This window comes from Sphingopyxis sp. GW821-FHT12C06 (genome assembly GCF_058807415.1).
On sequence record NZ_JBXAQR010000001.1, the window covers coordinates 848,486 to 864,453 of the forward strand.

The 15,968-nt window shown below is 62.2% G+C and carries 14 protein-coding genes; 12 read left to right on the forward strand and 2 right to left on the reverse strand.

The window, feature by feature from the left end:
- Positions 1-59 precede the first annotated feature (59 nt).
- The 10 genes from AC1RRJ_RS03945 to AC1RRJ_RS03990 all read left to right on the forward strand — a co-directional run bounded on the left by AC1RRJ_RS03945 (position 60) and on the right by AC1RRJ_RS03990 (position 12,261).
- Positions 60-1,130: a zinc-dependent alcohol dehydrogenase gene (locus AC1RRJ_RS03945; RefSeq protein WP_493120403.1), complete on the forward strand. Its 1,071-nt coding sequence runs from the start codon at positions 60-62 to the stop codon at positions 1,128-1,130.
- A gap of 498 nt (positions 1,131-1,628) precedes the next feature.
- Positions 1,629-2,369 carry a PEP-utilizing enzyme gene (locus tag AC1RRJ_RS03950; protein WP_493120404.1) on the forward strand — a complete coding sequence of 247 codons (741 nt, stop codon included), beginning with the start codon at positions 1,629-1,631 and terminating at the stop codon, positions 2,367-2,369.
- Positions 2,366-3,907, forward strand: a complete 1,542-nt coding sequence (locus AC1RRJ_RS03955) for a hypothetical protein (protein WP_493120405.1) — start codon at positions 2,366-2,368, stop codon at positions 3,905-3,907. The genes AC1RRJ_RS03950 and AC1RRJ_RS03955 overlap by 4 nt, the downstream gene beginning before the upstream one ends.
- Positions 3,907-5,385, forward strand: coding sequence for an AMP-binding protein (locus AC1RRJ_RS03960; protein WP_493120406.1), 1,479 nt, complete (start codon positions 3,907-3,909; stop codon positions 5,383-5,385). Before AC1RRJ_RS03955 ends, AC1RRJ_RS03960 begins: the two co-directional genes overlap by 1 nt.
- Complete coding sequence (locus AC1RRJ_RS03965; RefSeq protein ID WP_493120407.1) at positions 5,382-5,984, forward strand: hypothetical protein; 603 nt, start codon at positions 5,382-5,384, stop codon at positions 5,982-5,984. Before AC1RRJ_RS03960 ends, AC1RRJ_RS03965 begins: the two co-directional genes overlap by 4 nt.
- 2 nt (positions 5,985-5,986) lie before the next feature.
- Positions 5,987-7,726: a pyruvate, phosphate dikinase gene (locus AC1RRJ_RS03970; protein WP_493120408.1), complete on the forward strand. Its 1,740-nt coding sequence runs from the start codon at positions 5,987-5,989 to the stop codon at positions 7,724-7,726.
- A gap of 10 nt (positions 7,727-7,736) precedes the next feature.
- A complete protein-coding gene (locus tag AC1RRJ_RS03975; protein ID WP_493120409.1) occupies positions 7,737-8,231 on the forward strand; it encodes a biotin/lipoyl-containing protein in 495 nt (164 codons plus the stop codon).
- The gene (locus AC1RRJ_RS03980) at positions 8,224-9,609 is read left to right on the forward strand and encodes an acetyl-CoA carboxylase biotin carboxylase subunit (protein WP_493120410.1); all 1,386 of its coding nucleotides are present in this window, start codon (positions 8,224-8,226) and stop codon (positions 9,607-9,609) included. Before AC1RRJ_RS03975 ends, AC1RRJ_RS03980 begins: the two co-directional genes overlap by 8 nt.
- A 4-nt stretch (positions 9,610-9,613) precedes the next feature.
- A complete protein-coding gene (locus tag AC1RRJ_RS03985; protein WP_493120411.1) occupies positions 9,614-11,068 on the forward strand; it encodes a pyruvate carboxylase in 1,455 nt (484 codons plus the stop codon).
- A 2-nt stretch (positions 11,069-11,070) separates the two neighbouring features.
- Complete coding sequence (locus AC1RRJ_RS03990; protein WP_493120412.1) at positions 11,071-12,261, forward strand: thiolase family protein; 1,191 nt, start codon at positions 11,071-11,073, stop codon at positions 12,259-12,261.
- 251 nt (positions 12,262-12,512) lie between these two features.
- Here AC1RRJ_RS03990 and AC1RRJ_RS03995 read toward each other — a convergent pair whose 3' ends face one another.
- Both AC1RRJ_RS03995 and AC1RRJ_RS04000 read right to left on the reverse strand, forming a co-directional pair.
- Positions 12,513-12,980: a nuclear transport factor 2 family protein gene (locus tag AC1RRJ_RS03995; RefSeq protein WP_493120413.1), complete on the reverse strand. Its 468-nt coding sequence runs from the start codon at positions 12,978-12,980 to the stop codon at positions 12,513-12,515.
- A gap of 25 nt (positions 12,981-13,005) precedes the next feature.
- The gene (locus AC1RRJ_RS04000) at positions 13,006-13,794 is read right to left on the reverse strand and encodes an enoyl-CoA hydratase-related protein (protein ID WP_493120414.1); all 789 of its coding nucleotides are present in this window, start codon (positions 13,792-13,794) and stop codon (positions 13,006-13,008) included.
- A 105-nt stretch (positions 13,795-13,899) separates the two neighbouring features.
- Here AC1RRJ_RS04000 and AC1RRJ_RS04005 point away from each other — a divergent pair, with 105 nt between their 5' ends.
- Positions 13,900-14,751 carry a 3-hydroxyacyl-CoA dehydrogenase family protein gene (locus AC1RRJ_RS04005; RefSeq protein WP_493120704.1) on the forward strand — a complete coding sequence of 284 codons (852 nt, stop codon included), beginning with the start codon at positions 13,900-13,902 and terminating at the stop codon, positions 14,749-14,751.
- Between the two features lie 155 nt (positions 14,752-14,906).
- The gene (locus AC1RRJ_RS04010; RefSeq protein ID WP_493120415.1) at positions 14,907-15,737 is read left to right on the forward strand and encodes a phytanoyl-CoA dioxygenase family protein; all 831 of its coding nucleotides are present in this window, start codon (positions 14,907-14,909) and stop codon (positions 15,735-15,737) included.
- Positions 15,738-15,968 lie beyond the last annotated feature (231 nt).

The window sequence follows — 15,968 nt, forward strand, 5'->3', positions numbered from 1 at the left end:
CGTCCGGCAAGGCCGCGCCCCGAAGGGTGGGTCAGGTGCACATATGAGAGGATTCGGACATGTACGAGACGATGCGGGCCGCTGTGCTCGAGGGCCCGGGAAAGATCGCAGTCAAGGACATTCCCAAGCCCGAGATCGGCGAGGAGGATGTGCTCATTCGCGTGGTCAATTGCGGCATATGCGGATCGGACGTCCACAGCTTCAAGACGGGAATGTATGTCGAGCCCGGCCAGGTGATGGGTCACGAGTTCATGGGCCATATCTCCGCGGTCGGCGAAAAGGTGGAGGGCATGGCCGTCGGTGACCGCGTGACCGGCTTTTCCGCGAGTGTTTGCGGCGAGTGCGACGCCTGCAAGCGCGAAGAGTTTATCTTGTGCGCCAAGCTGTTCACCGGATCGACCGGCTACGGTCTTCCCGGCGCCTTCGCCGAATATGTGAAAATCGAGAATGCGCAGCTCGGCGCGAACGTCCACAAGCTGCCCGATACGATCGACGACATATCGGCGGCAATGATCGAGCCTGTTTCGGTAGGGGTTGCGGCCGCTGCCGAGGCGAATGTCCAGCCCGGCGACAAGGTGGTCGTGCTGGGCGTGGGGATGATCGGCAATGCCTGTCTGCAGGCCGCGAAAGCTGCCGGCGCGAGTGAGGTGATCGCCGTGGACGTCAGCCCCACACGCCTCGAAATCGCGAGGCAAAGTGGCGCAGACCATGTCTTTGACGCGCGCGACGGCGATGCCACAGAATGGGTGAAGGAAAAATTCGGTATTGCACCGTACCACTATAATGAGGGGGGCAATGCCGATGTCGTCTTCGAGGCGGCGGGGATTGCGCTCACCATCAAGCAATCGCTGGAGATGGTGCGGCCCGGCGGCACCATCTGTTTCGTAGGTTTGCCCGAGCATGCGGCGGCAATCGATACGACCAAAATCGTCCACAAAATGCCCAAGATCGTCGGCTCGCTCGGTGGTGATTTCGTGCCCGCCATCGCCAAGCTGGCGTCGGGCGCAATCAAGGTGCGTCATCTGATGACGCACAGCTTCCCGCTCGAGGAGGCGGCGGAAGCGTTCGCCGTTCAGGTCAAGGCTGGCGAAGCGGTCAAGGTGATGATCGTCGCCGGAGACGGGCGCTAACCGGGTCACCTCGCGCACGCCCGCAGCCGCGATATCGGGTTCCAGGGTCTGATGGAACGGACCCTGGAGCCTGATAAGGCTTCCCGGCGCCGGGTGGCGGGCGCTGGCCGGATGTGCCGCGCTGCTTTGGCGGTCTGAACAGCTGCGATGGCCGGGGCAGTCCGGTCGAAATGTCCCGCGATCAACAGCGCCATGTTCGCTGCCCGCCTGGTGCGTGGGCCTGGTTTGCCATGGCCGATCGCCTGGCTTCTGCGCCGCATCCGGCGATGTGACGTTGCGCGCGAAAAGCGCGCCTTATCCCTCCCATATTTTCGCTGCTTCGATCCGGTCGCGGGGGATGATGCTTGCCCCCTGTTTGCGGAGACATGTCATTTCCTCCTTCAAGATTGCGCTACAATTTTGTTGTGTAAAGACTTGACAGTGTCGCCGCTTCGGTGCGAATAGGTGGGACGCGGAAGATAATGGTCTCAAGCGAAAATTGGGCAACGGGCGAGGAAAATGATGGCAAGATTGCATACCGATCGCGATCGCTATGGCGAGGCACCTGCTTCGTTGCTGGTCGAGGCGGTTCACGGCGCGGTGCAGGATCTGGTGCGAAAGCGATGGGCCGAAAGTGGCGAGAGCTGGGCGGACTTTGTGTTTGGTTCGTCCGACAGGCTTGTGGCCAAGGCCGATATCGAAGCCATCGAGAAAAGGATTCTGGATACAGGCTATCGTTTCGCCTGGTCTTCGATGCTTTCCGCCAGGGACAGGCCGGACATCTATGCGGCCGGAGAAGGTGCCGCCGACGATCCTGATTTCAGTTTCGAGCATCCGGATGCGATCGTCGCGTCGGCCGATGCCGAGGGGCGCGAACAGCGGGGCGTTGGCGACAATGTCGTTCGCTGCCCGGCCGATACCAGCGGGATTGCGCGCTATATCCGCACCAGCGAGCGCGTCATCGACTTTATGAAGAATGGCGTTCCGGAAGATACGATCGCCATTATCGACGACAGTGGCGGAACATTGACCGCTCCCATTCTCGAAGGGTTCAAGGGTGTGATCTGCGCCGGCGGCACCGTTCGGTCGCACCTTGGCATTCTGACCCGCGAATATGGAATTCCTTGCCTGATGAATGCGCGGATCAGCGGCATTCGCGAGGGGCAGCGTGTCTTGATGGAGACCAGCGCGACGGCGCGTACCGCTGAATCCTACCAGAGCGGCATCGAGATGCGCGCGCGCGTGTGGAGGCTCGCATGATGACCAATCCCGACACTCCCACTTATGTCCAGCTGCTCGAGACGAACAATCTCATGCAGAATGTCGGCGATGAAACCTATTGGCTGTGTGTGACGCGAACGGTGCAGGGGTCGAAGCTCTTCCCGGTCTCGGCCTATATCATGTTTTCCTATTTGAATGCCTTCTACCGCTATCCGGCGCTGCTCAGGAAGATCGAAGCGCGGATGAAGGCGGAAGACATTGCCGATCGCAGCCGGAACATGGGCATCAAGATCCAGAATTCTCACATGGGCTGGTGTCTCCCCGCCTTCTATCTGCTCGGTCGCGAATGGCTGATCTCGCTCGGCATGCTGCGGCCGCAGGATGCGGCTGAGGATATTGTCTATGTGCTCGACTTCTGGAAACGCTTCCAGCTGGCCTGGCATCGCAACGACGGTCATCTGACCAACCAGGAATATGGTCATCGCGCACAAATCTTGCCCGATCGCCGGCTCGAGATATTCAAAGGGGACATGTTCCCCTGCGAACCTGGCGATGCGCTGCACAGCGCCGCTCAGGCGTTCATGGCGACCGCCTCGCAATATGGCTTCCTTGTCTCGTGCGAGAGCCGGATCAGCCTGACGAATTCGGGTCCTTACCGGCTCGACGACAGGCACCAGCTGCTGGTTCGCGACTTCATGGATCTTGCCGAATGTTCGTTGCCCTGGCTCGATGGCGTCGCCGCGGACGTTCCGTACAATAATTTCACGGTTACGATGTCGGTTCGCGATTGCCATTTCCATCTCGTCGATGACTGGGGCAGCTTCGAATCCACCCCCGAATTCACCGCCGAGAAACTCGCGGGTGTCGGTCTCTACACATCCGATCCGCTTACCGAGGGGTTTGTGCCCCTTGGCATGGGGTCGCGCGAAGAGCTTGCCAGCATGTTTCGCGAGCTCAACGAGGTGCTGAAGGACGCCACCAACAAATTGTGGGTGCGCATGGCCGAATGGTCGCGCGACCAACTCCTTGACGCCGGCGCGCTCTCCTATTTCGCGGTGGTCAAGGATCTGGCCCATGTGGCCGGTGTGTTCGAGGTCGAGGATTGGTTCGAGATTGATCCGCGTGCGGAGCGCTTCCGTCCGCTGCTCAATGATGAATATGGGAATAGCGTGCTGGGCGAACTCGTCGGCAGCCTGACCCTCCCCAGCCAGCGGGTGTCTCCCTTTGCGATGATGCAGCACAGTGATGCCGCAACGCGCATGTTCACGCCGCTGCCGCTCTCGATCCTGAACGGCGAGGATTATGTGCCGAGCGCGGGGCCGCCGCAGCCCGGCACCAGCCATCTCGATCCCAAGATCGACCGTTACCAGACGAGCCGCGGCAGGCTGACGCTCGCCGAATACAACCGGCTCGCGCGCGAGCACACGCCGGAGATCTGCTCCGATCGGTACCGGTTCCTCTGCGAGACCTGGGTCAAATACAACGCCGGGACGCCCATGGCCGACGAACTTTACAAGGTGGAGCAGCGCCAATCGCGAACGCGGAAAGACCGCGGCACGAAGAATGGAGAAAATTAATGCAGATCGGCTCCATCATCCGGCGCGCCGCCCTCCACTACAAGGACGCGCCATGCCTCGTCGAGGGGGACCGTATCGTCAGCTTCCGCGACTTTGATATTCTGACCGATCGCCTCGGCAATGCGCTGCTCGCGACCGGGCTCAATCCAGGCGACCGGGTCGGCGTACTTTTGCCCAACGGCATCGACTGCCTCGTCGCATATTATGCGCTTGCCAAGTCGGGTCTGGTCCGCGTCTCGCTCAACACCCGGGAGACCCCGGACAATCACGCCTACAAGCTCGCCGACAGCGGTAGCCGGGCTGTGATCTGCGGCGCGGATGACGTCGTGCCCGATACGCTCGACCTCTGTCTGCGTCCCGATGCCATTGCCGAAATGACCCGGAGCGGTGCCTCGACCGCCTGCGCGGTCGATCGCGACCTCGATGCACCCTATCGCCTCGGTTACACCGGCGGCACGACAGGGAAGCCCAAGGGGGTGACGCTGACGATGCGCGGCGAGACGGCCGAACTGTCCGCTTTTCTCATCGATCTCATGCCGGAGATGCACGAGGGCGACACCTTCCTCCATGCCGCGCCGATCGCGCATGCGTCGGGCGCCTTCTTCTTGCCCGCGCTCGTGCGCGGAGTGCGCTCGGTGGTGATGAAGAAGTTCGATCCCGGGGCCTTTCTTGCGCTCGCCGCGTCGGAGAAGGCGTCGATGACCTTCCTGGTGCCGACGATGCTGGCGATGATATTGGAGCAGCCCGAGCGTGCCGACGTGCGCCTCGACCTGCGCCGGATCGCCTATGGCGCGTCGCCGATCGCGGACAGTCTGCTCCGGCGCGGCGAGGCCCGCTTCGGCAAAATCTTCGCGCAGACCTATGGTCAGGCCGAAAGCCCCATGGTGATTACCTGCCTGAAGCCCGAAGACCATGATCGCGTGGGCTCGTGCGGACGGCCCTTCTCCACGGTCGAAGCCGCTATCGTCGACGAGCAGGACAATTTTCTCGCGGTGGGGGAGGTCGGCGAGATCGTGTGCCGCGGCACCCAGCTCATGGCTTATTACTGGAACCGGCCCGAAGCGACCGCCGAGGCATTTCGCAACGGCTGGCTGCACACCGGCGACATCGGCCGAATGGACGAGGACGGGTTTTTCTACATCCTCGATCGCAAGAACGACATGCTGATTTCGGGGGGGTATAATGTCTATCCTCGCGAGATCGAGGATGTGCTCCTTGGCTATGACGGCATTGTCGAAGCCGCTGTCATTGGCCTCCCTGACGAAAAATGGGGCGACCGGATCCATGCGGTGATCGCCGGACGCCCCGGGCTCGATGATCGCGCTGTGCTCGCTTTCGCCAAGGAACGGCTGGCCAATTTCAAGCAGCCCAAGTCGATCGAGATCTGGCCCGAATTGCCGAAAAGCGGCGCGAACAAGATCTTGCGCCGAGAGGTTCGGAACACCGTCACGGCCCGTCTTGGGGGAGGCGCGGCATGAATTCCATGCACCTGATTCTCCATGGCCTTGCGATCAAGAAGCATGCCGGGCCGGACGATATCGCGGGCCTGATCGGGATTGGCGTCGAGGATACGGCCAAATATTTGCAGACCGCCGCGGCTGGCGGCCGCGCGGTCGAAGCGAACGGGAAATATCTGCTGAGCCCGCTCGCCCGCGTCGCGCTCGAAAGCAGCTATTCGCGGCACTATGCCGAGCAGCGTGAAAGCGCCGATTTTTTTGCCGCCTATGAGGCGTTCGAGCGGATCAATGTCCAGCTAAAGGCGCTGATCACCGATTGGCAGACGATGGATGTCGGTGGCGAGCGTGTCGCCAATGACCATAGCGACGCCGATTATGATGCGACAGTCATCGATCGCCTCGGCGACATGCACGAGCGTGCCGACGCGATTCTCAAGCGGTTGGTGAACGGCCTCCCGCGGCTCGACTATTATCGGGAGCATCTGCTGGGAGCGCTCGAGAAGGCCGAGGACGGCGCCATCGAATGGGTCAGCGACGCCAGGATCGAGAGCTATCATACTTTGTGGTTCGAATTGCATGAGGATCTGCTGCGGATCGTCGGGCGGACGAGGGTGGAATAATCATGGCACTTCCTATCGGAGAATGGACCCTCGCGCTCGACGGATCGAGCCTCCCGGACAAGGCCCTGATCGGCGGCAAGGCATGGTCGGTCGCGCGGATGAGTGCCCTCGGCCTCAGTGTGCCACCGGCATTTGTAATCACCACGCGCGCCTGCGCACATTTTCTCGCGGAAGGGGGGGAACCTGCGAGCCTCGCCGACGAAATCGACGCGGGCATCGCCTGGCTCGAAAGCCGCACGGGCCGTACTTTCGGCAGAGGGCCTCGTCCGCTTCTGGTTTCGGTGCGCTCGGGCGCACCGATATCGATGCCGGGCATGATGGACACGGTCCTGAACCTCGGTATCACCGATGCCACCGAGGCCGAACTGGCCGCGGATTTCGGCGATGCCGGATTCGCACGCGATACCCACCGGCGCTTCCTCGATCTCTATGCGCACATCGTTCTGAAGGGTGAACTCCAGATCGACGCCGGCGGCGAACCTGCGCAATGGCGTGCGACGATCGAGCGCGAGACCGGTCAGGCTGTGCCCACCGATGTTCGCGCCCAGCTCAAGTCGGCGATCCGCGCCGTATTCGAATCCTGGAACTCGCGCCGCGCGCGGCGGTATCGCGACCATCACGGCATTTCGCATGATCTGGGCACGGCGGTCGCGGTGCAGGCCATGGTATTCGGCAACGAAGGCGAGCGTTCGGGAACCGGCGTGCTGTTCAGCCGCAACCCGTTGTCGGGCGTTCCTGAAGCCTATGGCGAATATCTCGGCAGCGCGCAGGGCGAAGACATTGTGTCGGGGAAACATACCCCGAAGCCTTTGGCGGCGATGCGGGAGACTATGCCCGAAGTGCATGACGAACTTCTCGCTGCCGCGCAGAGACTCGAGCGAGAGGGCCGCGACGTCCAGGACATCGAATTCACCGTGCAGGGCGGCAAACTCTATCTGCTGCAAACCCGCGCGGCGAAACGCTCGCCGCGTGCTGCGGTACGGATCGCGGTCGACATGGTCTCCGAAGGGATGATCGATGCCGGTGAGGCCTTGTCCCGCGTGTCGAGCGAGCAGGTGCGTATCTTGCTGAGCCCGCAACTTGCCGAAGGATCGGTCGAGCTGATCAGCCCGGCCTTGATCGGTGAAGCTGCATCGCCCGGCGTCGGCGTCGGCGTCGTCGTGATGGATTCCGATGAGGCCGAGCGCCGTGCCAAGCTGGGCGAAACAGTGGTTCTGGCTCGCGCGACGACCAGTCCCGACGATCTCCACGGCATGATTGCCGCTTGCGCGATACTGACGGAACATGGCGGTTCGACAAGCCATGCCGCCGTTGTCGGCCGCGCACTCGGCCGCCCCTGCGTCGTCGGGTGCGGCGAGGGGACTCTGGCAGCGCTCGCAGGCCAGATGGTAACCGTCGATGGCCAGGCGGGAAAAATCTATCTCGGGGCCCTTCCTGTCGTGAAGCCGAGCGAGGATGACGATGCAACCCTGCGCCAGTTGACGATCTGGGCCCGCGAGAGGGCATCGATAGCCGTCACATCCTCCGATGCCGGGACCGACGTCATCGATTTCGACGGCAATGTCGAGGAACCCGGCACCTTGTTCGCTTCGCTTCCGCGCGGTGCGACCGTGTCGGGCGCCCTGTTCGCCAATGACGCGAACGCCGTCCGCGCAGCGATCGCAGCGGGGGCCGGAACCATCATAACAAAGCCGGTTTTGCCGGCGCTTCTGGCGGCGGCTCAACGCCCCAGCGAAGTTTGAAAGGATGAGCGTGAACGGAATTTCTACGCAGGATATCGAAGCGCTGATGGCGTTGTTCGAGCGTACCGAGTGGAAGGCCATGCACCTGACACTCGGTGATTTTGACCTGTTCCTCAGCAAGGATGGCAGCGGGACCGATCGGCCGGGCGCTTCATCGGCTCCGGCTCCGTCCGTTGCGCCCGCTCAGGCTTCACCCGCCCTGGCGTCGGCTCCGGAGGCGCCGTCTCCGGTGGACAGGGATGCGCCTGCCGTCCCGCCCGGCTGGGCGCTGGTTACCGCAACCAGTCTCGGGACCTTCTACCGCTCGCCGAAGCCCGGTGCCCCCATGTTCACCGAACTGGGTGCCAATGTCGCAGAGAATTCCGAGCTCTGCCTGATCGAGGTGATGAAGCTTTTCACCACGTTGCGGGCAACCACAACCGGCACGGTACGCGAAATCTATGCGGAGGACGGCCAGCTGGTTGAGTTCGGCCAGCCGCTGTTCCTGATCGAACCCGATGTCTGATCCAGCCCCCTCGAACGGACGACTGTTCGTCGCCAATCGCGGCGAGATCGCTCTTCGGGCGATCCGCGCGGCGCAGGCGCTCGGCATGGAGGCGGTGCTTGGCGTTTCGGCTGCCGATCGCGACGGGCTCGGCGCGCGGACGGCGGATCGGGTTGTCGTGCTCGGCCCGGCACAGGCGCGCGATTCCTATCTCAATGCGGACCTGATCGTCCATGCCGCCAGGGCGACCGGCTGTACGGCGCTTCATCCTGGCTACGGCTTTCTCTCGGAGCGAGCGGAACTGGCCGAGCTTTGCGGCGAAGAGGGCATCGCCTTCGTCGGACCGACGCCCGAATCGATCCGGCAGGTTGGTGACAAGCTGTCCGCCCGGGCGATGGCCAAGGCTGCAAAGGTGCCGATGACCAGCGGCAGCGATGCTGTCGATGACGTGGCCCACGCGCTGCGTCTTGCGGAGCAAATCGGCTATCCCGTCATCACCAAGGCATCGGCCGGTGGAGGCGGGCGGGGAATGGTCGTCGCACACACGCCAGAGGAGCTTGCCGCGGCCTTCGACCAGGCGGTGACGACGGCCCGCGAGGCGTTCGGCGATGGCACCTTGTTCATCGAGCGCTATGTCGAGGTGGCACGGCATATCGAGGTCCAGGTTATCGGCGACGGCAAGGGCGGCGTGGTTCATTTTGGCGAGCGCGACTGTTCGATCCAGCGCCGCTATCAGAAGATGATCGAGGAGGCGCCCGCGGCCATCCTCTCGCCCGATGTCCGCAAGCGACTCCATGTCGCGGCGGTGGGGCTGCTCTCGTCGATCGATTATCGCAATGCCGGCACGGTCGAGTTTCTCTACGACAGCGCCAGCGAAGAATTTTTCTTCATGGAAGTGAACGCCCGCATCCAGGTCGAACATCCCGTTTCCGAAGCAATCACCGGCACCGACCTGATCCAGGCGCAGATCCGTCTTGCGACGGGTGAGATCACCGATTTCGCACAGAGCGACATCCATCCCAGCGGCCATGCGATCGAGGCCCGCATTATCGCGGAGGATACGGATCGCGATTTCATGCCTTGTCCGGGCCGTATCACCAACTGGTCGCCGCCCACCGGCCCCGGGGTCCGGGTCGACAGCGCGATGGAAACGGGTGCGATGGTGCCGCCCTATTATGACAGCATGATCGCCAAGCTGATTGTCCATGGCGCAAGCCGGGAAGAAGCGGTCGGCAGGCTCGCCAAGGCGCTGGACGACTTCGAGGTGGAAGGAATCTCCACCAATATTCCGCTGCTGAAGTTCATCGTCGCTCATCCGGACTTCCGAACCAACAACATCAATACGCGCTGGCTGGAGACGGAATTGCTTCCCGCCTATCGCGCGCGACAAGGACGCTGACCTCATGGCCCATGTGGAATTTCTCGACCAGACCATTCGCGACGGACAGCAGAGCCTGTGGGGCATGCGCCTCCAGGCAGGCATGGCGTTGCCGGCAGCATCATGGCTCGACCGATCAGGTTTCCGCGTGATCGATCTGACGGGCTCGAACCATTTCGAGGTGCTGATCCGCCATTGCCGCGAAAATCCGTGGGCGATGATGGATGCACTGGTTGAGGCAATGCCCGATACGGTGCTCCGTTCGGGCATGCGCTCCAACGCCAGCGTGACCTTCCGTACGACGCCCGACGCGCTGATGGATGCCTGGATGCGTCAGCTCAATCGACATGGCGCGCGCAGCTTCTGGATCTATGACGTGCTGTTCAACATCGACAAGATGTTGCGGCTTGCCAAGGTCGCGAAGGAATTCGGGTCGGAGGTCGCGGGCGCGATCATGTTCACCCTCTCGCCGGTCCACGACGACGCCTATTATGCCGACAAGGTCGACAAGCTTTCGGCGTCGGACGATATCGATACGATTCTCCTCTACGACACGGCCGGCGTGCTCGAAAAGGAGCGGCTGACGACGCTGCTCCCCGCGATCGTTTCGAAGGCGCGCGGCAAACCGATCGAGTTTCACGCGAACAATATTCTGGGCCAGTCGGGCAAGGCCTATCTCGACTCGATCCCTCTCGGTGTCACCATCCTGCACACCGCGAGCCGGCCGATGTCCAATGGGCCCTCGGTGCCTTCGACGGAAAGCGTTGTCGACAATATCGAGCTGCTTGGCCACACCCACAGCCTTGACAAGAGCCTGTTCGGGCCTGTCGCGACGCATTTCGAAAAGGTCGGCAAAGCCGCCGGTTTTCTGGTCAACCAGCACAATGAATATAATGTGCTGTCGACCCTTCATCAGATTCCCGGCGGAATGATCGGTACGCTCAAGGCGCAGCTCGCCCAGCACAGGATGTCCGATCGCTTCGAAGAGGTTCTCAAGGAAGTGGCGATCGTCCGCCGCGAACTCGGCTATCCGGGCATGGCGACGCCGTTCAGCCAGCTCGTCGGTATCCAGGCGGTGCTGAACGTGGTGAAGGGGGAGCGCTATGCCATTATCCCCGATGAAATCCTTGAATATGCGGCGGGCTATTATGGGCAGCCGGTCGCGCCGATCGACGCCAATGTGCTGGATCGCATCATGTCCAGCGCGCGCGCGAAGCATGTCCTTGACCATCCGCCCGAACAGCCGACCATCGAGGAACTGCGCAAGCGCTACGGCACCGACGATGACGATGAACTGATTCTGCGCGCGCTGATGCCCGAATCCGATCTGCAGAAAATGCGCGAGGCGGGTCCGCTCAAGCGATCCTATCCGATGCTGTCGTCGCCCGAACTGGACCAGGCGGCCAAGCTGATGAAAACCGCGAATTCGCCCTATGTGCAGTTCAGGAGCGCCGGCTTGTCGCTGATGCTGAGCCGCTGACTGTGCGGCGCGCCGTCATTGTCGATGTCGTCCGGTCGCCCTTCGGCCGCGGCCGCGCAGGTGGCGCGCTCGACGGTCTTCATCCGGTCGATCTTTATGCGCAGATATTGCGCGGCCTTGTCGCGCGCACGGGCATCGATCCGGCGCTGGTCGAGGATGTCATCACCGGCTGCGTCATTCAGGTCGGTGAGCAGGCCGGCAATATCGGCCGGCAGGCGGCACTGGCGGCGGGATTTCCGGAAAGCGTCCCGGCGCTGACCCTCGATCGCAAATGCGGTTCGGCCCAGCAGGCGGTCGATTTCGCCGCGCAGGGTGTGATTGCGGGCGCCTATGACATTGTCATCGCCGGTGGCGTCGAGATGATGAGCCTCGTTCCGATGCGTGCCAACCGGCTCGGCAAGGACGCCGACGGGGTCCAGCTCAAGGCGCGCTATCCGGACGGGTTCATACGTCAGGGGATATCGGCCGAGCTGATCGCCGCGTGCTGGAATATTTCGCGCGAGGAAATGGACAGCTTCTCGCTGCGCTCGCATCGTCTCGCCGCGGCCGCCGAGGACAGCGGCGTCACGGCGCGCGGCATCGTCCCCGTTGAAGTTCCCAGCCCGTCGGGACCGCGATGGGTGGACCGGGACGAAGGGGTGCGGCGCGATACGTCGCTGGAGCGGCTGGCCACGCTCAAACCGGCCTTTGAGGATGCGGCCATGTCGGCGCGCTACCCGCAGATCCGCTGGAGTGTGACCGCCGGCAACGCAAGCCAGGTCACCGACGGCGCGACGGCAGCGCTCATCATGGAAGAAAAGACAGCCGCGCGGCTGGGCCTGACGCCGCGCGCCGCAGTCACGCATTTCGCGGTGGCAGGCGATGATCCGATCCTCATGCTCACTGCGGTCATGCCCGCCACGCGCAAGCTGCTCGATCGGGCCGGGCTGTCCGTCAGCGACATTGCCGTCTTTGAGGTCAATGAGGCCTTCGCTTCGGTTCCGCTCGCATGGATCAAGGATCTGGGTGCCGATCCGGATCGGGTCAATCGCCATGGCGGGGCGATCGCGCTGGGCCATCCTGCCGGCGCTTCCGGCGGGCGCCTGCTCATCAATCTGCTTGCTGCGCTCGACGAAAGCGACGGCCGGTTCGGCATCCAGGCGATGTGCGAATCCGGTGGTATGGCCAACGGCACGCTCTTCGAGAAAATCTGATTTTGAAGCGGGACGTGATCCGGCGCGACCCGGGCGCCGCCGCCGCCTTGCAAGCGTCAACGCGATCCTGACCGCCGGCAACGGGGCAGGGCGCCGATCCACGAAGAAGCCGGCAGTGGCTCTTCGTGGATCCGGGCAGTCATATGGGCGGCGCAGATAGTCCGCCATCGGCTACGGGATTCGACTGCAAGCCGGGCGGAATGCCCCAAAAGCTTTGCGGTTTGAAGATTCCTGCGTCGATTGCCTTGCACCTAGCTGAGGGAGGACTGTGCCAGCGCGGTATCAAAATAGGAGCGGACCGAAGCGATCTTGTCGCCTTTGACGACGAAAAGATAATGATATTGATTGAAATATTCATTCCCGGATTTCAGCTTTGCACGCGTTTCCGTCTCAATCGCGACCCGGTCATTTTCGCACGTCGTGCCAATTATCTTGAGGGTTTCGCTGCCCTCTTCGATGAGTGACTGGAAATAGGCGTTTGCCGCTTCGGCCTGATGCTGGATTTCCCCGGCTCCCGTCATCCAGAATATGAAATCGGCGGTACAATATTGCTCCATCGCGGTGGGGAGCCCGCGGTCTGCCATGGTTTGCAGGAATTGCGTGGCCAATTGCTTCGGCTCATTCATTTGTCTTCTCCAGCTTGTTGCCATCGTCCCCGGCGCCGCAGCGCCATCGATGATCCGTTCAAAAATATCTGCGGACTTGGAAAGGCGGGTCACGCCGCGGCGACATGCCCCTTTGGCGTCAATGCCCTACCCATTGCGGACGGCGCTTCTCGATGAAGGCGCGGGGCCCCTCCACAAAATCGTCGGTCTTCATGATCACCGCCTGAGCCGCGAGGCTCAGTCGATTCAGATCGGAATCGGTGCGGTCGAAAGCGAGCCGCGCGACCTTGAGGCTCTCCCGCACGGCGAGCGGCGCATTTTCGCAAATCTGCCGGGCCAGGGTGATCGCCGCGTCCAGCACGTGGGCGTTCGGTACCATCTGGTTGATCAATCCCATGTCGAGCGCGCGACTCGCCGGCAGAGCCTCTCCGGTGGCAACCAGTTCCAGGGCTATGGCACGCGGAAGCATGCGGGGGAGGCGATAAATGCCGCCCGCCGCCGCAACCAGACCGCGCTTGACCTCAGGAAGAGCAAAGCGCGCATCTTCGGACGCGATGATCAAGTCGCAGGCCAGGGCGAGTTCGAAGCCGCCAGCCATCGCCACACCCTCGACCGCGGCTATCCATGCCTTCGCCCGGTTCGCGTGAACGAAGGCCGCGAAGCCGGCGACGGGATCGATCAGATTGTCCATTCCCCCGGCCGAAATTTCCTTCAGATCGGCGCCGGCGCAAAAAGCCTTGCCGCCCTCGCCGGTCAGGATCGCGACCCAGATATCGGGATCATTTTCCACCTTGTCGACGATCCGGCGCATTGCGCTTGTGGCCGCACCATTGATTGCATTTCGTGCTTCGGGCCGGCGCAGCGTCACAAGCGCGATATGATCGTCGATCATCTCCAAGCTGACGGCGTCCGAGTCGGTATCGGCCATAATTCCTCCTTTTCACGCAATTCCGGCGGTTGCCGGAACCGTCTTGCATTTCCATCTTCTGCAATATAATAGGGCGAAATTGTAAAACAATAAAGCAGTGCAATGATGCGAAAAGAAAATGGAACATATGGCGTCGCGGGCGCCGGCCTCATGGGATCCGAAATCGCCTTGGTGCAGGCATTGGCGGGGCACGACGTGCTGCTTCTGGATCGGGATCGGGACGCGCTCGATCGCGCGATGGCGCGGCTGGCACTGGTGCTGGACAAGGGGATTGGGCGGGGGTTCTATGAGGACCGGGCTGCCTCCGAAGCGCTCTCCCGCATCCACCCCACCGTCGACATTGCCGATTTTTCCGGATGCGACATCGTCACCGAGGCGGTATTCGAGGACCTCGACGTCAAGGCTCTGATCCTGCGGCAGCTGGATGAAGTGCTTCCACCTGGTGCGATGATCGCGACCAATACGTCGACGATCCCGATTTCGACGCTGGCGTCGCACGTCGATGCGGCGCGGCGTCCGGACTTTATCGGCATGCATTATTTCTCGCCGGTGAGCCGGATGAAGCTGGTAGAAGTCGTACCTGCTATCTTCACCAGCGAGGCATGTGTTGCGCGCGCCTATGCGCTCGCCGAAGCGACGGGCAAGGTGCCGATCCGGGTGAAGGACGTGCCGGGCTTCGCGATAAACCGCGTGCTGCACATGTTCATGATCGAAGCCGTCCGCTTGATCGAAGAGGGCGTGGTCAGCGTTGAGGATCTCGATACAGCCTGCCGATTGGGTCTTGGTCATCCGGTGGGGCCGTTCGAACTGATGGACGCAACCACATCGAGCCTCTGTCTGTCGGCACAGCAGATCATGTTTGACGCCTATGGCGAACGCTTTCGTCCCCGGCCGCTTCTCAGGCAGCGGGTCGAGGCTGGCCTCGTCGGCGGCAAGGGGCGTCAGGGCTGGCGCTGACAGGCGCGCAAGCGCTGCAAGGCGCCGGTTCGGCGGGGGCTCTGGAGGAGATTGACCCCGCCAAACCATCAGGCTTCGTCGAGATTTCCTATTGTGGTCCTATAAGATTATAGTACAATCCTGCTCAAGAAACGAAAAACTGCTCGGAGAGAACCATGACTGACACTGCCCTTGATTGCGACGATTTCGTTGTCCGCTATCGCGACGATCTGATTGCGAACGGATATTCGATCATGCCGGACGCGCTCGACCCCGCCTTCTGTGACGAGCTTATCGCGGAATTCGGTCGCATGCGGGGCAAATGGCACCGCCACCATGTGCAGGATTTCCATGGTCGCCGGACAGCCCGCTATTTCGACCTTCTGAACGCCGCACCGATCTTTCAGAAGATTCCTGTCGCGCCCAAATTGCTGCCGGTCGTGCGCGCGACCATAGGCGATGACTGTCTTTTAAGCACTTTCGGATCCGTCTCGATCGGGCCCGGCGAGCCGGCTCAGATCATCCATGCGGATGATAGCACGCATCAACTGCCCCGGGATCATCCGATCTTTTTCGTCAATATCATCCTGGCGCTCAGCGATTTCACCGACGAGAATGGAGCCACCAGGCTCGTTCCTGGAAGCCATCTCTGGGACACGTATCCAGATTATGCGAAATCGGCCGAATATGAAACCATTGCCGCCGAAATGCCCAAGGGCAGCGCGCTGCTCACGCTGGGTTCGATCTATCATGGCGGCGGGGCAAACCGGACGAAGGACGAGGTTCGCCACGGCATGACTGTCGCCTATGTGGCAAACTGGGCTCGGCCGCAGGAGAATTTCAACGTCTCGGTATCGCAGGAGCGCGCCGCCACCTTCGACCCGGATCTGCAGGACCTGATGGGCTGGCGTTTCGATAAGCTGCTCGGTCGCGTCTATACCGCCCCCGAACATTATAGCGGGCCGATGGCCGACAGGATCGCAGTGAAGGAAGATTGCCAGCTGTAGGGCATGGCCCCTCGCGTCGCCGGAGCTGCTGTCGGCAAATTTGGACGGGGCTGGCGGCCCCGCCCAGAGGTCCCCGGTTCGCGCTTCCGGCGACCGGCCCTCCGGTCGATGGACCAAGCTTCATAGGGGCGGCTCTTCAATGAGAATCCACGCATTCGCGTGAATTTGCCGTGCCGGGCTGGTTCGGCTGACGATGGCTCGTGGCCGGCATTTCGCTTGGTGAGCCGCATG

Coding starts and splice junctions, on each gene's coding strand:
- AC1RRJ_RS03945 (WP_493120403.1), top strand. CDS start 60: ATGTACGAGACGATGCGGGCCGCTGTGCTCGAGGGCCCGGGAAAGATC.
- AC1RRJ_RS03950 (WP_493120404.1), top strand. CDS start 1,629: ATGATGGCAAGATTGCATACCGATCGCGATCGCTATGGCGAGGCACCT.
- AC1RRJ_RS04000 (WP_493120414.1), bottom strand. CDS start 13,794: ATGGCCGATACCGACTCGGACGCCGTCAGCTTGGAGATGATCGACGAT.
- AC1RRJ_RS03985 (WP_493120411.1), top strand. CDS start 9,614: ATGGCCCATGTGGAATTTCTCGACCAGACCATTCGCGACGGACAGCAG.
- AC1RRJ_RS04005 (WP_493120704.1), top strand. CDS start 13,900: ATGCGAAAAGAAAATGGAACATATGGCGTCGCGGGCGCCGGCCTCATG.
- AC1RRJ_RS03955 (WP_493120405.1), top strand. CDS start 2,366: ATGATGACCAATCCCGACACTCCCACTTATGTCCAGCTGCTCGAGACG.
- AC1RRJ_RS03980 (WP_493120410.1), top strand. CDS start 8,224: ATGTCTGATCCAGCCCCCTCGAACGGACGACTGTTCGTCGCCAATCGC.
- AC1RRJ_RS03965 (WP_493120407.1), top strand. CDS start 5,382: ATGAATTCCATGCACCTGATTCTCCATGGCCTTGCGATCAAGAAGCAT.
- AC1RRJ_RS04010 (WP_493120415.1), top strand. CDS start 14,907: ATGACTGACACTGCCCTTGATTGCGACGATTTCGTTGTCCGCTATCGC.
- AC1RRJ_RS03960 (WP_493120406.1), top strand. CDS start 3,907: ATGCAGATCGGCTCCATCATCCGGCGCGCCGCCCTCCACTACAAGGAC.
- AC1RRJ_RS03970 (WP_493120408.1), top strand. CDS start 5,987: ATGGCACTTCCTATCGGAGAATGGACCCTCGCGCTCGACGGATCGAGC.